Annotated in this window: 23 protein-coding genes and 1 pseudogene; 17 read left to right on the top strand and 7 right to left on the bottom strand. The window is 64.1% G+C overall.

Annotated elements, in window-relative coordinates; translation table 11 throughout:
- Positions 1-10 precede the first annotated feature (10 nt).
- The 10 genes and pseudogenes from H4W26_RS04230 to H4W26_RS14105 all read left to right on the top strand — a co-directional run.
- The gene (locus tag H4W26_RS04230; protein WP_192590884.1) at positions 11-478 is read left to right on the top strand and encodes a hypothetical protein; all 468 of its coding nucleotides are present in this window, start codon (positions 11-13) and stop codon (positions 476-478) included.
- Positions 471-797 (top strand): transcriptional regulator, encoded by a 327-nt coding sequence (locus tag H4W26_RS04225; RefSeq protein WP_192590883.1) that lies wholly within the window; start codon positions 471-473, stop codon positions 795-797. The genes H4W26_RS04230 and H4W26_RS04225 overlap by 8 nt, the downstream gene beginning before the upstream one ends.
- Positions 798-831: 34 nt before the next feature.
- On the top strand, positions 832-1,143 hold the full coding sequence (locus tag H4W26_RS04220; protein ID WP_192590882.1) for a hypothetical protein: 312 nt from the start codon (positions 832-834) through the stop codon (positions 1,141-1,143).
- A gap of 101 nt (positions 1,144-1,244) precedes the next feature.
- Positions 1,245-1,472 carry a hypothetical protein gene (locus tag H4W26_RS04215; protein ID WP_192590881.1) on the top strand — a complete coding sequence of 76 codons (228 nt, stop codon included), beginning with the start codon at positions 1,245-1,247 and terminating at the stop codon, positions 1,470-1,472.
- A gap of 127 nt (positions 1,473-1,599) precedes the next feature.
- Entirely contained in the window at positions 1,600-1,890 is a 291-nt protein-coding gene (locus H4W26_RS04210) for a hypothetical protein (RefSeq protein WP_192590880.1), read from the top strand.
- Positions 1,891-1,989: 99 nt separating this feature from the next.
- Complete coding sequence (locus tag H4W26_RS04205) at positions 1,990-2,505, top strand: helix-turn-helix domain-containing protein (RefSeq protein ID WP_192590879.1); 516 nt, start codon at positions 1,990-1,992, stop codon at positions 2,503-2,505.
- Positions 2,505-3,374 carry a M23 family metallopeptidase gene (locus tag H4W26_RS04200; protein ID WP_192590878.1) on the top strand — a complete coding sequence of 290 codons (870 nt, stop codon included), beginning with the start codon at positions 2,505-2,507 and terminating at the stop codon, positions 3,372-3,374. The genes H4W26_RS04205 and H4W26_RS04200 overlap by 1 nt, the downstream gene beginning before the upstream one ends.
- A 362-nt stretch (positions 3,375-3,736) precedes the next feature.
- On the top strand, positions 3,737-4,066 hold the full coding sequence (locus tag H4W26_RS04195; RefSeq protein WP_192590877.1) for a PadR family transcriptional regulator: 330 nt from the start codon (positions 3,737-3,739) through the stop codon (positions 4,064-4,066).
- 2 nt (positions 4,067-4,068) lie between these two features.
- Positions 4,069-4,440, top strand: coding sequence for a DUF1048 domain-containing protein (locus H4W26_RS04190; RefSeq protein ID WP_192590876.1), 372 nt, complete (start codon positions 4,069-4,071; stop codon positions 4,438-4,440).
- A pseudogene (locus H4W26_RS14105) lies at positions 4,431-4,559 on the top strand (ABC transporter permease); the annotation flags it as partial. The gene H4W26_RS04190 and the pseudogene H4W26_RS14105, both read left to right, overlap by 10 nt.
- 66 nt (positions 4,560-4,625) lie before the next feature.
- Here H4W26_RS14105 and H4W26_RS04185 read toward each other — a convergent pair.
- Positions 4,626-4,988 carry a PadR family transcriptional regulator gene (locus H4W26_RS04185; RefSeq protein ID WP_192590875.1) on the bottom strand — a complete coding sequence of 121 codons (363 nt, stop codon included), beginning with the start codon at positions 4,986-4,988 and terminating at the stop codon, positions 4,626-4,628.
- A 2-nt stretch (positions 4,989-4,990) separates the two neighbouring features.
- The gene (locus H4W26_RS04180) at positions 4,991-5,443 is read right to left on the bottom strand and encodes a hypothetical protein (RefSeq protein ID WP_192590874.1); all 453 of its coding nucleotides are present in this window, start codon (positions 5,441-5,443) and stop codon (positions 4,991-4,993) included.
- Positions 5,444-5,683: 240 nt separating this feature from the next.
- Here H4W26_RS04180 and ku point away from each other — a divergent pair, with 240 nt between their 5' ends.
- Both ku and H4W26_RS04170 read left to right on the top strand, forming a co-directional pair.
- The gene (ku, locus tag H4W26_RS04175; RefSeq protein ID WP_192590873.1) at positions 5,684-6,619 is read left to right on the top strand and encodes a non-homologous end joining protein Ku; all 936 of its coding nucleotides are present in this window, start codon (positions 5,684-5,686) and stop codon (positions 6,617-6,619) included.
- An 11-nt stretch (positions 6,620-6,630) separates the two neighbouring features.
- Entirely contained in the window at positions 6,631-7,068 is a 438-nt protein-coding gene (locus tag H4W26_RS04170) for a hypothetical protein (RefSeq protein WP_192590872.1), read from the top strand.
- Between the two features lie 62 nt (positions 7,069-7,130).
- Here the strand turns inward: H4W26_RS04170 and H4W26_RS04165 are convergent, their stop codons facing one another.
- Positions 7,131-7,580 (bottom strand): SRPBCC family protein, encoded by a 450-nt coding sequence (locus H4W26_RS04165; RefSeq protein WP_192590871.1) that lies wholly within the window; start codon positions 7,578-7,580, stop codon positions 7,131-7,133.
- On the bottom strand, positions 7,577-7,915 hold the full coding sequence (locus H4W26_RS04160; RefSeq protein ID WP_192590870.1) for an ArsR/SmtB family transcription factor: 339 nt from the start codon (positions 7,913-7,915) through the stop codon (positions 7,577-7,579). The genes H4W26_RS04165 and H4W26_RS04160 overlap by 4 nt, the downstream gene beginning before the upstream one ends.
- Positions 7,916-8,218: 303 nt before the next feature.
- Between H4W26_RS04160 and H4W26_RS04155 the strand changes: the two genes are divergently transcribed.
- Positions 8,219-8,398 (top strand): hypothetical protein, encoded by a 180-nt coding sequence (locus H4W26_RS04155; protein WP_192590869.1) that lies wholly within the window; start codon positions 8,219-8,221, stop codon positions 8,396-8,398.
- Between the two features lie 31 nt (positions 8,399-8,429).
- On the opposite strand, the gene H4W26_RS04150 is transcribed toward H4W26_RS04155, so the two are convergent.
- Positions 8,430-9,062 (bottom strand): NUDIX domain-containing protein, encoded by a 633-nt coding sequence (locus H4W26_RS04150; protein ID WP_192590868.1) that lies wholly within the window; start codon positions 9,060-9,062, stop codon positions 8,430-8,432.
- Positions 9,063-9,230: 168 nt separating this feature from the next.
- Here H4W26_RS04150 and poxB point away from each other — a divergent pair, with 168 nt between their 5' ends.
- The 3 genes from poxB (at position 9,231) to H4W26_RS04135 (ending at position 12,864) form a co-directional block, all read left to right on the top strand.
- Entirely contained in the window at positions 9,231-10,946 is a 1,716-nt protein-coding gene (gene poxB, locus H4W26_RS04145; protein WP_192590867.1) for a ubiquinone-dependent pyruvate dehydrogenase, read from the top strand.
- Positions 10,947-11,059: 113 nt separating this feature from the next.
- On the top strand, positions 11,060-11,752 hold the full coding sequence (locus H4W26_RS04140) for a DUF6318 family protein (protein ID WP_192590866.1): 693 nt from the start codon (positions 11,060-11,062) through the stop codon (positions 11,750-11,752).
- 449 nt (positions 11,753-12,201) lie between these two features.
- Positions 12,202-12,864 (top strand): hypothetical protein, encoded by a 663-nt coding sequence (locus H4W26_RS04135; RefSeq protein ID WP_318779762.1) that lies wholly within the window; start codon positions 12,202-12,204, stop codon positions 12,862-12,864.
- 58 nt (positions 12,865-12,922) lie between these two features.
- Here the strand turns inward: H4W26_RS04135 and ctlX are convergent, their stop codons facing one another.
- Together ctlX and H4W26_RS04125 are read right to left on the bottom strand one after the other, a co-directional pair.
- Entirely contained in the window at positions 12,923-13,960 is a 1,038-nt protein-coding gene (gene ctlX / locus H4W26_RS04130) for a citrulline utilization hydrolase CtlX (protein ID WP_192592007.1), read from the bottom strand.
- Positions 13,961-13,975: 15 nt separating this feature from the next.
- Complete coding sequence (locus H4W26_RS04125; RefSeq protein WP_192590865.1) at positions 13,976-15,004, bottom strand: ornithine cyclodeaminase; 1,029 nt, start codon at positions 15,002-15,004, stop codon at positions 13,976-13,978.
- Positions 15,005-15,151: 147 nt separating this feature from the next.
- Here H4W26_RS04125 and H4W26_RS04120 point away from each other — a divergent pair, with 147 nt between their 5' ends.
- A complete protein-coding gene (locus H4W26_RS04120; RefSeq protein WP_192590864.1) occupies positions 15,152-15,583 on the top strand; it encodes an Lrp/AsnC family transcriptional regulator in 432 nt (143 codons plus the stop codon).
- Positions 15,584-15,610: the final 27 nt, after the last annotated feature.

Genomic DNA, 15,610 nt, shown 5'->3' with positions numbered 1-15,610 from the left:
TCTTTCCGCTATGGAAAACTACTCCGCTCCTCCGTCATCAGATGAAGCCATCGGTGCCCTGGATGCGCTCTCCGCAGACCGGGAGCGCCTTGCTTCCAGCGTCCACGTGCCCTGGGTGCTGCTCGCGGCGTTCGGTGGCATCGGTGCGTGGTGGGTCTCCGGTGCGGCCTCCGCGAATCCAGGAGCGGACTATGAGCCGCCCACCTCGGGTTGGCTCGCTCTCGTAGGCGTCCTCGTTGTCGCGCACCTGATCAGGCGCGAGACCGGAGTTCGCTTCCGGGCGATGGGCGCGCGAGCCGGCTGGGCCGTGGTGGGCATCGTCGTCGTCTGCCTGGTGCTCTTCAGCATCTCGCTCGGGCTGGTCTCCTTCGGCCTGCATTGGGTCGTTGTGCTGACCAGTCTCCTCGCCTTCGCTGGGACGACGTGGCTGGCCGGCGTCGCGTACCGCTCAGCCGTGGAGCGACTGCGCGGTGCCTGAGGCGAGGTTCGACGAGACGATCCACGCCCCGGTCCGCCTGCGGATCTGCGGGCTTCTGCACCCCGTGGATCACCTTGACTTCGCCGTGCTGCGTGACACCCTGGAGGTCTCGGATGCCACGCTGTCCAAGCACCTGAAGACTCTCGCGGCGGCCGGCTACGTCTCTTCCAGCAAGTCCGCGTCCGAGGGCCGGGGTGACGCACGCAGGATCACCTGGCTGTCTCTGACCAAGCCGGGGCGCTCTGCGTTCGCCGCGCATGTGCGGGCGCTGCAGGAGATTGCAGGGTCTTCGGCTGGGATATCGACGTTTGACCAGTAGTTTTTCCCCAACTCCCGCCGGTAGCGTGCGTTGTATGAGTTCATCACGCACCGAGAGGTTCGGCGACTGGTTAGGTCTGACCGGAGCGGAGTCTCCATCCGGCTCACCTGGCGATTCGACGAGTGTCCGCCGCGCCAGTCTCGCGACAAGGATCGGGTTCCTCGCAGCATGGGCGGCGATCGCCGTCGTCGTCTTCGTGTACCTCCAGATGAGCGCGACCGGGGAGGATGGGCTCGGCGGCTACCTTCCCCTGGTCACCGCCGGCCTCGTCTTCAGCACAGGCTCGCTGCTGACACAGTCAGCGTTGGCACACTCCGAGCACCGAGGCTCGGAGTACGGAGAATAAACGGAGGCAACGGCCACCGGGCGTCCAGGTTGCGGCCGTAGGTTCGTGTCAGGTTCCCGGTTTGCCCGGGTACTGACAACGATCACTTTGTGAGGAGTCACATGCTTTCCATACTTCATAACCTCGGCCTTCGTTCTGATCACGCCTATAACGCTGGATTGGCGTCGGTGGGACTTTCGTTCCTCAGCTGGACGGTTTCCCGCTTCAAGCCTGAAGATTCCAAGCCGCAGGCTGATCGGTGGGGCATCTTCGTCGGTCACTGGGCGCCCACTTTCTTCGGTCTCGGACTGGCGCTGTCGCAGTACGAGAAGGGCACCAAGAAGCGCTGATTCAAGAACCTCTATCGAAGGGCACTGCCGCGCATTGGCAGTGCCCTTCGGTGTATGACGCGCCTCTGACTGCGGAAAAGTCCAGTTCAGGGGTTTGAACAAAACGCTGAATCAGTAGAATCTCAGCATGTCGAAGATCGCCGAGCGGGTCCTCACCGGCGTCGCCGCGCTGTTGATCTGTTGGTGGCTCTCACTCGTCATCGGCAACGATCCAATGGCGTCCCAGCCGTGGATCTCGGGGGCCATGTCCGGAGTCACGCTCGCTGCCGGATGGTTGCACAAGCGGAACAAGCGGCTTGATGGTGAATCCCCGGAGTGGCCCGAGTCTCCGCCGCAGCCCTCTGGTCAAGAGGCCTATGTCATGGCCCAGGCCGTCGAGTCGCATGGCGATCCACTCGGACGATGGTGGCGGCGCTAGGCGGCTGCGGCACTCGATTGACTCTTGTTTCGACTTCATTACGGAAATTCGCTGATCGGTTGTATTTACGTAATTCCGTGATTTGGCTAGGGTTGTCTCATGAGTGATGACGATCCTGTGCGTGAACTTTCCCAACGTGTCGCCCAGGTCGAAGAGCGTCTTGCGGCTCTGGAATCTTCCGCGGCTCCCCCGAGTCCTGAGACCCAGGAAGAGATCTTCTGGGCGTTGGAGGCGCTCAAGCAGCGCGCCCCGGACCCGGGGGGATCGGTGCTCATGACCGGTGCGGTCACCGTGCCGAAAGGCCACCGTGCCGAGTGGCAGATGCAGGTCGCGGCGTCGGAGCTGTTTGAGACGGACTTTGGCGCCCGGGCCGAGTCGCTCTCCGCGCTGGCGCACCCCGTGCGGCTGCGTCTGCTGCAGCGACTGCTCACCGACGCCTCCACGGTGGAGGAGATTCTCGAGGCTGGCGACTTCGGCACCAGCGGCCAGGTGTACCACCACCTGCGGCAGCTGGTCGCCGCGGGATGGGCCACCGCGCTGGGGTCCGGTCGCTACGAGATTCCGCCGGCGCGCATCGTGCCGCTGCTGGTGATCCTGCTGGGGGTTGATCGCTGATGCGCCGAGCCATTTCCCGTCTCAAGCCGCTCTGGCTCCTCCCGGTCCTGCTCGGGGTCACGCTGGGGGTGCTGGGCGTGCTCGGTGCCGTCCCAGACTTCGTCAGATCCGTGCCGTCCATGGTGTTGCTGGTGGTGATCGCGCTCGGCGCGCTGCTCTCCGGTGTTCATCCCAAGGCCGACGAGCACGAGCCTCACGTCATGGCGTCACCCGTCCGTGGCCGATGGGCGGCGCTGAACACCCCAGGCCAGCAGCTGCCGAGCCACGGCAGTCGATTCCTGGGCCAGTACGCGGCGGTCGACATCCTCCAGCCGGCGACGGCGGCGACTCCCGCCAAGGTGCGCAAGGCCTGGCGCGGGTCTCGCCCGCAGGAATACCCCAGCTTCGGTGCACCCGTCTATGCCATGGCTCCCGGTGTGGTGACGCGGACATGGTCCCGCTCCCGCGATCATCGGGCGCGGAACACCTGGCAGGCCCTGCTGTACATGATGACCCTCGAGGGGGCGCTCCGCACTCTGGGCGGGCAGCGGGCGATCATCGGCAATCACGTGATCGTCCACCACGACGATGGCACGGCCGCGGTATACGCCCACCTCAGGACCGGCAGCGTCGTCGTCGGGGTGGGTCAGCGAGTGGATGCTGGTGACCCGCTGGGGGAGGTCGGCAATACCGGGAACACCTCGGAGCCGCACCTGCATGTGCACCTCATGGACCGGCCGAACCCGAACGCGGCGGCTGGGCTCAAGATGACCTGGGCGAACATTGCGCGACCCGGAGAGATCGAGCCGTCCCTCGCGGAGATCGCGAAGGAGCCTGCGGAGAACGCGGTGCTGAGCATGCCGCGCAACGGGGAGATCTTCGAAGCGTAGGTCCCGGCGAGCGATGGGAGCTCTGCGCGCGCCTGCCCCTAACTGTTGGGCAGAAAACGTCGGAAAGAGGAGCGGGCGGGGCCTCATAGCGACGATTTCCGCCCAATCGATGAGGGGAGCCCGTGAGGAGCCCCTCGACGAACCCCGCCGAGCATCCCTGGGGCGCCAACGGGCGGAATAACGCCGTTGATTCGTTTCATGGCGCCCGTAATCGCCCCAGGGATGCGGAGGGCGTTGCCCCAGGGGCGCGAAGGGTGCTTCTGCGCGCTTCAAGAGGGGGCCACCGACCCTTGTAGCCCCCACTACTCAGTGTTACTTTGTACTGGTAGTCAACATCACTGAGTAGCTAAGCAGGGGGAGTCATGGGCAAGCAGGCCACCGAAATGCTCAAGGGAACCCTGGAGGGCATCGTCCTCGCGCTGCTGGCCGACCGCTCGGCCTACGGCTATGAGATCACCGCCTGGCTGCGTGAGCAGGGATTCACCGACATTGCCGAAGGCACCGTCTATGCACTGCTGGTGCGGATCGAACAGCGCGGCCTCGTGGATGTGAAGAAGGTGCCCTCCGAGAAGGGGCCCCCACGCAAGGTCTATTCCATCAATGCGCAGGGTCGTGAATATCTCGACGAGTTCTGGAGGACCTGGAGCTTCCTCTCAGAACGTCTTGAACAGCTCCGCAAAGGGGAGAAGTAGTCATGGCACCACGTTGGATCGAGAAGGTCACCGGGTCGCTCGAGGGCAAGAAGCGCTACCGCCAGTACAAGGCTCGTCGGGAGCAGCTCCCGCCCAGCTATCGCACTGCCATCGAGGCCCTGGAGCGGTACCTGATGTACGCCGGGGCGATCGCCACCGGCGAGGTGCTGATCAAGATGCTGGAGGACCTCGTTGACCTCTTCGAGCAGAGCGCCGCGGACGGCACCCCCGTCAGTGCGGTGGTGGGGGAGGATCCGGTGGAGTTCGCCGAGACCTTCCTCGCTAACTACTCCGAGGGGCAGTGGATCAATAAGGAACGCGCACGCTTGACCCAGGCCATCGAGCGTGCCGAGGAGGAGGAGCAGTCGCCGTGATCGCGGTTCTCTTGGCGAAGACGGTGGACGGGGCGAGCGCTTTCGCCTATCCACTGATCTTCCTGCCTTTGATCAGTTCCGCCTTCGTGCCCACCGAGACCATGTCCGGCCCGGTGCGTTTGGTGTCTGGGGCTGCTCGTCGGGGCCCCTCTGCTGGCTCGGGCCGCGTACCGCCGTCGGGTGTGCTAGCTGCCCGAGGGCGGAAGGTCGATGAGGTTTTCGGTCACACCGGCGAGGAACTCTGAACCCAGATCCGTCAGCCTGATCTGTTTGCGCTTGGCGCCCGTCCGGGCTGCCGCGACTTCGGTACTGGTCAGCAGGCCGGAATCCTCCAGTCGTTTGAGGGTGCGGTAGAGACCCCGCTCGGTGATCTGCCACCCCGTCTCGCGGGCCACTTGCTCCGCCACCGTTGAGACAGTGAGCTGCGGGTGTCGGGCGACGACACCGAGGATCACCGGGCCCAACATTGATTTCTTATATGTCTCCACCCAGGCGTCGACGCGAGCGGATACCCATTCCTGGTTTTCGTTGGGACGACCACCGGTCACGCTCAGTCCTCCCATCCGCGACCAAGGATCGAACCGATCAGGTGGATCAACAGTCCCAACCCCCAGGCGCCGCTCATCAGCAGGGTTGCGCCGAACCAGGGGCCCGCGAGCATGACTTGCGCGGCACTTTCCAGGTCCGCCCCGCCCGAGCTGAGACTCATGGTGTGGAGGGCGGCGTGGAGGTTGAAGGACGTCGTCACTGCGGCAAAGGCAATGGCGTGCGCTATCGCAAGGCCGAAGCGGACATGTGTGAGCTGCCGGTAGTTCCGCCATACCCACAGCAGGATCCCAGCGCCTACCACCGCGGTCAGCACTCCGGCGAGCAGGGTGATCTCCCCGCCGGCGAGAGCGATGACGGCCTGGATGGCGAGCATGGAGCCGAGCAGGATGAGGGTGTAGGGCAGAAGAAGGGACCGCGCGTTGACCGAAGACGGGAACTCCGTAGTGTGTGTCATGTTGGTACTGTACCAATGGTTCACTGCCTCCGCCAGACCCTTCTTGGCCGTCATCAGGTGAGTCTTGGAATCCAGATGAGGGCTCCTGTCCGAATGTGGTGCGTCGGTCACCAGCCGGTCCTGGAAGACCGAGCCCGCGCCGTCGTCGTTGGCCGCGTCTTTCCTGGTCAGGGCAGCTGTGGTGTCATGGAGCCAGCGGCACCGAGGAACAACCATCACGAGCAACCACAGGAGTGAGCCATGCGGGCGATCTGGTCTGGCGAAGTGTCTTTTGGGCTGGTGACGGTGCCGATCAAGCTGTATTCGGCCACGCAGAGCCACGATCTGTCCCTGCATCAGGTCCACGACGACGACGGCGGCCGGATCCGCTACGAGCGCCACTGCGAGGTCTGCGGTGAGAAGGTCGACTACAAGGACATCGACAAGGCCTACGATTCCGGTGAATCCACGGTGGTCCTCACCAAGGAGGAACTCGGGGACCTGCCCGCGGATGACTCCAAGGAGATCGCCGTGGAGCAGTTCGTGCCTGAGGACCAGATCGACTCGATGGAGCTGGACAAGTCCTACTACCTCGAGCCCGCCGGGAAGTCAGCGAAGGCCTATGTGCTGCTGCGCCGAACCCTGGAGGAATCCTCGCGAGTGGCGATCGTGACGTTCACGCTGCGCTCGAAGACCCGACTCGGCGTGCTGCGCGTCCGCGATGACGTGATCGTGCTGCAGGGGCTTCGCTGGGCCGATGAGCTCCGCGAGCCCGATTTCGACATTCCCAAGTCACGGCTGACCAAGAAGGAACAAGAGATGGCCACCTCGCTGGTGGACTCCTACTCCGAGGATTTTGATCCGGATCGGTTCAAGGACGAGTACCAGGATCAGCTGCACACCTTGGTGGAGGAGAAGCTTGCCCATGGGGAGGACATCGATACCGAGGCCACCTTCGGCGATGTCGAGGATGAGGAAGAAGGGGACGGCAACGTCATTGACCTCATGGAGGCGCTGAAACAGTCCGTGGATTCCCGGCGAAAGAGCTCCGGGAAGGGGTCCGGGGACTCGGGCTCGAAGAGTGGCTCAGCGAAGGGGTCGTCCAAAGGCGGGGCAACGAAAGGTGAATCCAAGGGCGCCTCGTCCAAGGGCACTGCGAAGAGCAGCGGCAGCAGACAGAAGCAGAAGGCCAGCTGAAGCAGGAACGAATGCACGCGGCAAGGAAGATGGTTTTGGCAGGCGGTGCGGCGGCGATTCTCACTGGATGCAGCGCCGGCGGTCCCAGTGCTGAGGATCCGGGGTCGAGCGGACTGCTCTCCAAGGTGAGGCAGCACATAGAAGACGAAGGCCGCGACTATATTGTGGGATCGAGTGCTGCGAACGCCGGGCCTGCAGGCGGCAGGTCTGAATGGACGGCCACGGAAGACGAGGTCTCACTCTTTGCCGCGTGCAAGGGTAGCCCCGAGGGAGGCGAGTTCCTCCTCGACGGCGAGGTGCTCGATATTTCCTGCGGTGAAGAAGGCTCCGTCCAGCTCATCGAGCCGAACTACGAGCCTGATGGGGAGGTTGTCATCACCAACGAAGGCCTCGAGCAAGGCACAGAATTTGCGATAGCCATGGCCTCCACCGCTGAGGATGAGAACTGACTCAGGTTGATCCGGGTGGCTCCGGCCAACTCACGCCGCGGCGGGCCCTCGGTGCGATTCCCTCAGGGTCGGCTGAGGTACTCACCGAGCACGTTCAAGGCACTGTCCCAGCCGTCGTAGAAGTACTCATCACCCTCAGCGCCATCGACCCCACGGAGTTCGAAGCTCATGTGGGTGCCCTCCGCGGTGGGGGTGAACACGAGAGTCACCACAGGGGTCTCGTCCGGATCGCCCAGCGGGTCGCCCCAGGTGAAGACCAGGCGCTCATACGGTGAGACCTCGCGATAGACCCCGCCGGTGACGTACCTGGTGCCATCGGCGTCATTGACCATCGTGTAGGTATAGCGACCGCCTTCGCGGACATCCATCTCCACAGATTCTCGTGGTGTGGAAGCTCCTTCGGGGTGGAACCACTGTGCCGCTTCATCGGGGTTGGTCCACGCGGACCAGACCTCCTCGGGGGTGGCGGCGAATGTTCGAGCCAGGGTGAAGCCTTTGGTTTCGTCGATCATTTCTCTTCGCCTTTCTCGGTGTGTTTCTCATGGAGTGCGGTCTTCCGGTCGAGGTGTTCCTCGAGGCGGTCGAGTCGCTCTTTCCATTCGGCGCGCTGCTGTTCGATCCACTCCGAGGCGGGATCCAATGCCGCGGGGGAGAGGGTGCATTCCGTCCACTGTCCCCGCCGGCTGCGCTGGACCAGGTCTGCGCGCTCCAGAACCGTGAGGTGCTGGGAGACACCGGCCCTGCTCATGGCGTAGTGCTCGGCGAGGTCGCTCACGGTGAGGGGATGTTTGCGGAGCCGCGCGAGGATGTCGCGTCGGGTGGGATCGGCCAGCGCGCTGAAGGTCATGCTCAGTGGATCCTTGAGTGGCACGCTCGCCTCCAACGCGTAAGTAGTTGCTTACACGCTAGGTGGGTCTTCTGCCCCGGTCAAGGGTTTGGGCTTCGCTTTCGATAGGGGTACGGGGTTGCAATTCGCGTCAGGTGTGAGACGGTGTGATATCCATGTGACGCACCACACTTGGCGAAAGAAGCAATGCAACGTTTATCAACGCGTACAACTACAGACTTGATCAGAGCACTTAAACGGAGATCCCTTAACGGGATACCCATCGAGGCACAATTTTCGGGATACACCGTTCGTATCCGCGGATTGGACCCTTTCACTGGCGCCGCCGAACCTGGGCGCCACCCGAGGGTCGAACTTTGGTATGGCTCCTTCAGTCATGCCGCGAACTTCGAGATTCTCGACCCCACCTGGCCGAAGTCCCAGTGGAATCTGCTGCAGGCTGCGCTGAGCCAGTGCATCCGGCTCAAACCCGCGGAGGACTGACACTCCTACACGCGCACCCCTGGGTGGTGCACTAGGGCTTGATCCCGCGCGGGTGGTCCACCCAGGGCGCCCGCGCGTCGCGCAGCTCTCCGGCCCCGGTGCGCAGCGCATGCAGCGCCAGAATTCCGGTGACTGCGCTGGGGTTATGGATCTGACCGGCCAACACCGCCCGCACGGCCTCGGCCAGCGGGAGCCAGGTCTTCACGATCTCGGCTTCCTCGCCCTCACGTTCGTGCTGGTCCTCCTCGGGCGTCGCGGAGATGCCCTCGGCGAGGTAGATCCGGATGGCCTCATTCGAGGCGCCAGGCGTGGTGGTGAAATCCGCGAGCGTATGCCAGGTCTCGGCGCTGATGTCAGCTTCTTCGTGCAGCTCTCGTGCTGCGGCGTCGAGCATCGACTCGCCCTCGGTGTCCAAGAGTCCGGCGGGGACCTCCCACATGTTCTGCCGCAGCGGATGCCTGTACTGGCGAATCAGCAGCACTCGGTCCTGCTCGTCCACGGCGATGACCGCGACCGCGCTGAGATGCATCAGGAACGCCCTCGTGAGCGTCTCTTTGGCCTCGCCGAAACGGAAGGTCTCCTCCACCAGGTCATAGATGGGCGTCGTCTGGAGGGTCTTGGATTCGAGGATCGGGTGGTGTGCAGGGGCGTCATGAACGGGCATGAGGTCAGCCTAGGTGAGGTTTCTGCTCGGGGGCTGGTAGGCGAGCTGGCGCCGTCGTCGTCCTCTTCGTGACTTGCCGCATAGGCGGGCGGCGCGACGGGGTCATAGACTTCGAACATACGCGCCGCTCGCCTGCGCCGGCAGCGGCGAACCTCTTGGAAGGACGCCATGCCGACAGTTGCACGGAACATCGTTGACACCTTGCACGCCAGTGGAGTGGAGAGGATCTACGGAATCTCCGGGGATTCACTCAATGGTCTGACCGATGCGTTGCGGGCCGCGGGCACCATCGAGTGGATACCGACCCGTCATGAGGAGGCCGCTGCTTTCGCGGCCAGCGCTGAGTCCCAGGTCACCGGCGAGATTGCGGTCTGCGCCGGGAGCTGCGGACCGGGCAACCTGCACCTGATCAACGGGCTCTTCGACGCACAGCGCTCGCGGACCCCCGTGCTCGCGATCGCCGCTCACATCCCCAGCGAAGAGATCGGGTCGACCTACTTCCAGGAGACCCACCCGCAGGAGCTCTTCCGCGAGTGCAGCGTCTACGTGGAACACGTGTCGCACGCGGACCAGATGCCGCGGCTGCTGCGGGTGGCCATGCGAGAAGCCATCGAAAAGCGCGGAGTGGCCGTGCTGGTGATCCCCGGGGATGTGGCGCTCGCGGACATCACAGCGGCGGCCGAAACGATCCTGCCTACTACCTCCCGCGTCATCCCGTCCGAGACTGATCTGGACCGGGCCGCCGAGGTGCTCAACACCTGCGAGCGCGTGACCATCCTCGCCGGAGCAGGCACCGCCGGGGCGCATACGGAAATGCTCGCCATCGCGGAGCGGCTGCAGGCCCCGATCGTGCATGCGTTGCGCGGCAAAGAGCATGTCGAGTGGGACAACCCTTACGACGTCGGGATGACTGGCCTGCTTGGGTTCTCCTCCGGCTACCGGGCGATGGATGTCTGCGAGACCCTGCTGGTGCTTGGCTCGGATCTGCCTTATCAGCAGTTCTATCCGGAACACGCGAAGGTGGTGCAGGTCGATATCCGCGGATCCCAGATCGGCCGGCGCACGCCGGTAGATGTGGCCCTGGTCGGCACGGTCAAGGACACGGTGGACGCACTGCTGCCCAAGCTGGATGCGAACCACAGCTCCAAGCACCTGAAGGACTCCACCGAGCACTACAGGAAGACGCGGAAGGATCTCGACGCACTGGCCACGCCGTCGCGGCGAACCATCCACCCGCAGTACCTGACCAAACTGATCAATGAAGCCGCCGACGACGACGCCATCTTCCTTCCCGACGTCGGCTCACCGGTAGTCTGGGCGTGCCGGTATCTGACAATGAACGGTAAGCGGCGACTGCTGGGCTCCTTCAGCCACGGGTCCATGGCGAACGCGATCTCTCAAGGAATCGGCGCGCAGATGGCCGAACCGGAGAAGCAGGTCATCGCGCTCGCGGGAGACGGTGGGCTGGCGATGTTGATGGGGGAGCTGCTGACCATCACGCAGAACGAGCTGCCGATCAAAACCGTGGTCTACAACAACTCCTCGCTGAACTTTGTGGAGGTGGAGATGAAGGCCGCCGGAATCGTCAACTACGGCACCGAGCTGAAGAACCCGAACTTCGCCAAGGTGGCTGAAGCGATGGACATCAAGGGGATTCGGGTAGAAAAATCTGAAGATCTTCCCGCGGCCGTGGACGAGTTCCTGGCCCACGACGGGCCCGCGCTGCTGGACGTGGTGACCGAGCGTCAGGAGCTCTCGATGCCCCCGACGATCACCGCTGAGCAGGCGAAAGGCTTCACCCTCTACGCCGTGCGAACGGTGCTCAGTGGTCGCGGCGATGAGTTGGTCGACCTCGCGAAGACGAACTTCCGCCAGTTGTTCTAGATCCAGCTCTGTCCACAGTCCGCCCCGGCCCCTTTTGTGCCGGGGCGGATCTGTTTAGTCTGTTGCCCCACAGGTGGTTGGGCAGGCAGTCACAGGCTGGACGGAACAGGTTCATGAACACGTCATCGGGTGGGCTCAGTGCGGTGGGCCTCGCGGTTGTCCTTGTGTTGAGTGTGAGTTCTTGTGGAGGTGAAGATGCTGGGGCAGAACCTGATGGGACGAGTGATGAGCCGAGTGCGGGGGAGACCGCGCCGGAGGGCGGATCTTCGGGTTCAGAAGAGCCGAGTGGTGAAGGGGGCGCGGCCGAGGATCCTGAATCGTCGCCGACGCCGGTCCCTGCGTCTTCGGATGGACCCGCAGAGAACTGGCCCGAGCCTGAGATTCCAGAGGAGATCTACGAAGAGACCGAAGAAGGTGCGCTGGCGGCTCTGAGGTACTGGTTCGACTCAGCTACCTACTTGCAGTTGACAGGTGATCCTGAACCTTTTGAAGCAATGTCGGGTCCCGACTGTGTAATTTGCACTCGAACGACGGAACAGTTCGATGAGGTGTACAACGTCGAGAACGCCTGGCATGTGACTGAGAACGATGCCGTGAGCGATCCACTCACTTCGACCATCACCACCGAAGGCGACATCGATATCCTTTTCACGCTTTCCGAAAGCGCGACGCAGGTTTACGACTCTTCTGGAGATCAAGTGCTGGATCACCCAGGAGACGATTTGGAAGCCGAGGCGAGCCTTTCATTTGGAGATGGCTCTTGGCTTATCGAAGAGGTGGCCTTTTTCCCGAGTGAGGATGGTTGACCGTGAAGCTGTTCACGCGAACTAGCCTCGTGCTCGCAATGCTCATTTCCGTCCTCATCGTTGCTACGCCTTCCGGAGCCAGCGTTGCTTTAGCCGCAGGTAGCGGCCCATGTGCAGGTATTACCGGCATGTGGGGGGACCGGTCGGGCGCGCAATCTCCACCAAGCGCCACGGTGGGTGGTTCTTCGTGTGCCCCGATCAAAGGGCCCGTTAGAGAATCCCCGGGGATGCCGCGGGATTCGACGCCGATTGCTGGAGGCGGCGGAAGCCAGGGTCCCCCCTCCTCCGAAGGTTCCTCTGTACCCGTGTGGTGTTCAGAAACATCCGGCGTAGAGCGGGTCGATTGTCGTGAGCGTCTCGATCGGGCGTGCATCGCGGAGGGTGACGGCCAACTGACATCAGTCGCGGATGGGGCTACCGGAAACGCAGGATTCGCTTGTCTTCCGGAAGTGGAAGTACCTGAGGCTGTGGCGGAAGAAGTGGACGAAGAGGAGGCCGTGGACATCATGGCCCTTCTGCCCGGAGCAGTCCAGGAAGCGTTCGCCACGCTCCCCATTGCCGGCGGTGAAGTGCAGTTCGAACCAGACCTGCTCGGCTTCGGGTACAAAGACCGCCACACGCATATGTTCGCCGAGGTGGACACGCAGACGCTCAACGAGACCCTCCTCGGCATTCCGGTTGAGATCCGAGTCCAGCCGCAGACCTTCAGCTGGAACTACGGCGACGGCACGCACGGCGTCACCTACGACCCCGGTGAAGCCATGCCAGACAACTGGGCTGGTGAGACCGTGGTCAAGACGAACCAGGAAACCCCTACGAGCCACGTCTATACCGACACCGGGCGCTTCCCGGTCGCGCTGACCACAACATTCGTGGGCGAATACCGAGTAGGTGGCGGCGGTCCCTGGATCGTCATCCCCGGATCGGTGGACGTCCAGGCTTCCCCGGGAGAGGCTGACATCTGGCGGGTCGCCGCACGGAACGTCTCCGGCTCCTGCCGCGACGCGAGTCACTGGGGATGCAACGGCCCCGTCACCCTCGAACCCGGTGACACCCCGCCGAAGATCTTCGCCGATCAGTACGACGCGAACGGCAACTGGCTGGGCAACTGACCGGAGCGCCGCACCCGGGCCTCCGGTGGGGGCGACCGGGCGCCGTCGTCGTCGGCTATCAGCGTCGGCGGAGGTGGTTGCCGGCGATCATGCAGCGCACCGATCCTCCCGCGGCCTCCACGGTGGAGACATCCACTGCCACCAGCGTGCAGAACTCGGAGATGCTCTCCCGCTGCTCGCCCGTCAGGGACCGTTCGGCCGTGGTGGAGAGCACCAGGTAGCGCTGACCGTGCGCGGTCAGCTCAAGGCAGTTCCCGGCGAACCGAGTGATCTGCTCCATGCTCAGGTCCACCACGGTCCGTCCGGAGTCACACAGGACGCCGAGCACGTGCTCGCGCTGGGAGCGGTCACGGATCATGTCGCTGCTGATCAGCGCCAGCTCGGTGCCCACCGACATCATCACATTGGTGTGATAGACCTGCACCCCGGCTCCGTCGGTGGCGTCGAAGAGCACCGGCGCGTATCCGAAGTCGCGGCAGAATTCGCTGAACAGCCCTGGTGAGAGCCGCCGCGAACGGCAGGCGTAGGCCAGGCGCTCGCAGTGATCCAGCACCATGGAACCGGTGCCCTCCAGATACTCACCGAACCGCTCCGCCGAGGAGTAGTCCACCACCCGGCGCACCCGGTAGGTCTCCTGAAGGTGCGCGAGGATGTCCGTGCGTCGCTCGCCCCGACGATTTTCGGCGTACATCGGATACAGCGTCACCGTGCCGTCGGGATGAGTGCTGAACCAGTTGTTCGGGAACACGCTGTCAGGCGTCTCAGCCGATGGGTCATCGAAGAGATCCACGCCGATGCCCAGTGCCTCCAACCTGCGTCCCAGTTCGGTGACCTCGGCGTAGGCCGTAGCAGCGACCCGTCGCGCCGATTCCTGAGCCGTCCGCTGACCGGCTCCCTGCACCGCGGAGGGCAGCAGCGCTTCGAGCACACGCTGCTGGAAGCTATTGTCCGCCGCGGTCTCCGGGTTCGGCGTGAACTGGTGCGGCCGCACGAGCACCACCCGGGAGGGTGACTGTTCGGGTTTGGAAGCAGTCGCGGCGACCTTCGCTGCGCCATCGGCGTCCAGGGTGAAGCGCGCGACCGGGGACTGAACCATTTCAGTCACGGCCGCTCACCCCACCGGCTTCATCGAGCTGACCAGCGAGAACAGATCCTTCGGGTCCTCGGGATCGGCCACAAGGTCCAGCGTGGTCTGCAGATCCGTGCCAGCGGTGGCGTCACGGACGAACCGCAGCGCGGAGAGATCGGCGATGGCGAAGCCCACCGAGTCGAAGATCGTGATCTGCTCCTCGGACTGGCGCCCGGTCTCGGCCCCGGTGAGGACCTTCCAGAACTCGACCACGGGGAAATCCGCCTCCATCTGCTGGATCTCGCCCTCGATCCGGGTCTGCTCGGGGTACTCCACGAACACCCGGCCGCGGCGCAGGATCTCGGCGTCCAGCTCGGTCTTGCCCGGGCAGTCCCCACCCACGGCGTTGATGTGCACGCCGGGGGAGACCTGTGCGGAACTGAGGATGGTGTTCTGCGCCTTGTCAGCGGTGCAGGTGGTGATGATGTCGACTCCGGCCACCGCCTCATCGGTGGACCGTGCCGCGAGCACGCGGAAGCCCAGCGGCTCGAGGTTCCGGCGCAGCTTCTCCACCGCAGCCGGGTCCACGTCGAAGACCTGAAGGTCCTCGATGCCCAGCGCAGAGCGGAACGCCAGCGCCTGGAACTCGGCCTGCGAACCGGCGCCGATCAGCGCCATCCGGCGGGAGTCCTTCCGCGCCAACGCCTTGGCGGTCATCGCCGAGGTGGCGGCGGTGCGCAGCGCGGTGAGCAGGGTCATCTCAGCGAGGAAGGTGGGATAGCCGTTGTCCACATCGGCGAGCATGCCGAAGGCGGTGACGGTCTGGAACCCGCGCGAAGGGTTCAACGGGTGCCCGTTGACGTACTTGAAGGCGTAGGTCTCCAGGTCGGAGGTCGGCATCAGCTCGATCACGCCGAACGGGGTGTGGCTGGCGATGCGCGGGACCTTGTCGAAGCTCTCCCAGCGGCGGAAGTCATCCTCGAGGTAGTGGATCATCTCGGTCATCAGATGCTCCACGCCTTCGCGCTGGATCCATCGGGCCATGTTTCCGACGTCGACGAACTGCGTCATGACGAACTCCTCTGCTGATGCTGGGTGGATCGTGTCAGGTTGATGCACTTCAGCCTAGAGATCTCGATGTGTACATGTAAGAGAAGTTCTGTTGAATTTCGGGGCAATCAGGTGTCAATGTGTCGGGTTCGAGTTAGCATGTTGTGCATGCCTCGCCTCACCGACCTCGACCGCCGCCTGATCTCCGCGCTGCGCAAGGACGGCCGTGCTCCGGTCGCGGCCCTGGCCGAACAGCTCGGGGTCGCCCGCGCCACGGTGACCAGCCGGATCGAAAAGCTCAAGGCGGCAGGGGTCATCGTCGGCTTCAGCGTGCGCGTCCACGACCACAACGAGACCGGGGAGGTCCGCGCCATCTCCTTCATCGAGGTGGTGGGCCGCACCACCGACCATGTCATCGCGGAGCTGCGCGGCTTCCCGGAGATCATGGCCCTGCACACCACCAACGGCGGCTGGGACCTGGTCGCGGAGATCTCGTGCGAGAACCTGCGCGACTTCGACGAGGTGCTGCGCCGGGTCCGCGGGATCAAGGGCGTGGTCAACAGCGAGACCAGCCTGCTGCTGAGCTCCGTGGTCCGCTGAGCTCTCCGGTCCAGACGCAGGTGCCGG

This window comes from Nesterenkonia halotolerans, from assembly GCF_014874065.1.
In the GTDB taxonomy this organism is placed as follows: Bacteria; Actinomycetota; Actinomycetes; order Actinomycetales; family Micrococcaceae; genus Nesterenkonia; species Nesterenkonia halotolerans.
Note: the sequence above shows the minus strand (reverse complement) of the source record. Positions and strands in the feature narration are given on the sequence as shown.

Coding starts and splice junctions, on each gene's coding strand:
- H4W26_RS04210 (WP_192590880.1), top strand. CDS start 1,600: ATGTCGAAGATCGCCGAGCGGGTCCTCACCGGCGTCGCCGCGCTGTTG.
- H4W26_RS04195 (WP_192590877.1), top strand. CDS start 3,737: ATGGGCAAGCAGGCCACCGAAATGCTCAAGGGAACCCTGGAGGGCATC.
- H4W26_RS04200 (WP_192590878.1), top strand. CDS start 2,505: ATGCGCCGAGCCATTTCCCGTCTCAAGCCGCTCTGGCTCCTCCCGGTC.
- H4W26_RS04120 (WP_192590864.1), top strand. CDS start 15,152: ATGCCTCGCCTCACCGACCTCGACCGCCGCCTGATCTCCGCGCTGCGC.
- H4W26_RS04150 (WP_192590868.1), bottom strand. CDS start 9,062: ATGCCCGTTCATGACGCCCCTGCACACCACCCGATCCTCGAATCCAAG.
- ku (WP_192590873.1), top strand. CDS start 5,684: ATGCGGGCGATCTGGTCTGGCGAAGTGTCTTTTGGGCTGGTGACGGTG.
- poxB (WP_192590867.1), top strand. CDS start 9,231: ATGCCGACAGTTGCACGGAACATCGTTGACACCTTGCACGCCAGTGGA.
- H4W26_RS04165 (WP_192590871.1), bottom strand. CDS start 7,580: ATGATCGACGAAACCAAAGGCTTCACCCTGGCTCGAACATTCGCCGCC.
- H4W26_RS04140 (WP_192590866.1), top strand. CDS start 11,060: ATGAACACGTCATCGGGTGGGCTCAGTGCGGTGGGCCTCGCGGTTGTC.
- ctlX (WP_192592007.1), bottom strand. CDS start 13,960: ATGGTTCAGTCCCCGGTCGCGCGCTTCACCCTGGACGCCGATGGCGCA.
- H4W26_RS04160 (WP_192590870.1), bottom strand. CDS start 7,915: ATGACCTTCAGCGCGCTGGCCGATCCCACCCGACGCGACATCCTCGCG.
- H4W26_RS04180 (WP_192590874.1), bottom strand. CDS start 5,443: ATGACACACACTACGGAGTTCCCGTCTTCGGTCAACGCGCGGTCCCTT.
- H4W26_RS04205 (WP_192590879.1), top strand. CDS start 1,990: ATGAGTGATGACGATCCTGTGCGTGAACTTTCCCAACGTGTCGCCCAG.
- H4W26_RS04190 (WP_192590876.1), top strand. CDS start 4,069: ATGGCACCACGTTGGATCGAGAAGGTCACCGGGTCGCTCGAGGGCAAG.
- H4W26_RS04170 (WP_192590872.1), top strand. CDS start 6,631: ATGCACGCGGCAAGGAAGATGGTTTTGGCAGGCGGTGCGGCGGCGATT.
- H4W26_RS04230 (WP_192590884.1), top strand. CDS start 11: ATGGAAAACTACTCCGCTCCTCCGTCATCAGATGAAGCCATCGGTGCC.
- H4W26_RS04125 (WP_192590865.1), bottom strand. CDS start 15,004: ATGACGCAGTTCGTCGACGTCGGAAACATGGCCCGATGGATCCAGCGC.
- H4W26_RS04220 (WP_192590882.1), top strand. CDS start 832: ATGAGTTCATCACGCACCGAGAGGTTCGGCGACTGGTTAGGTCTGACC.
- H4W26_RS04215 (WP_192590881.1), top strand. CDS start 1,245: ATGCTTTCCATACTTCATAACCTCGGCCTTCGTTCTGATCACGCCTAT.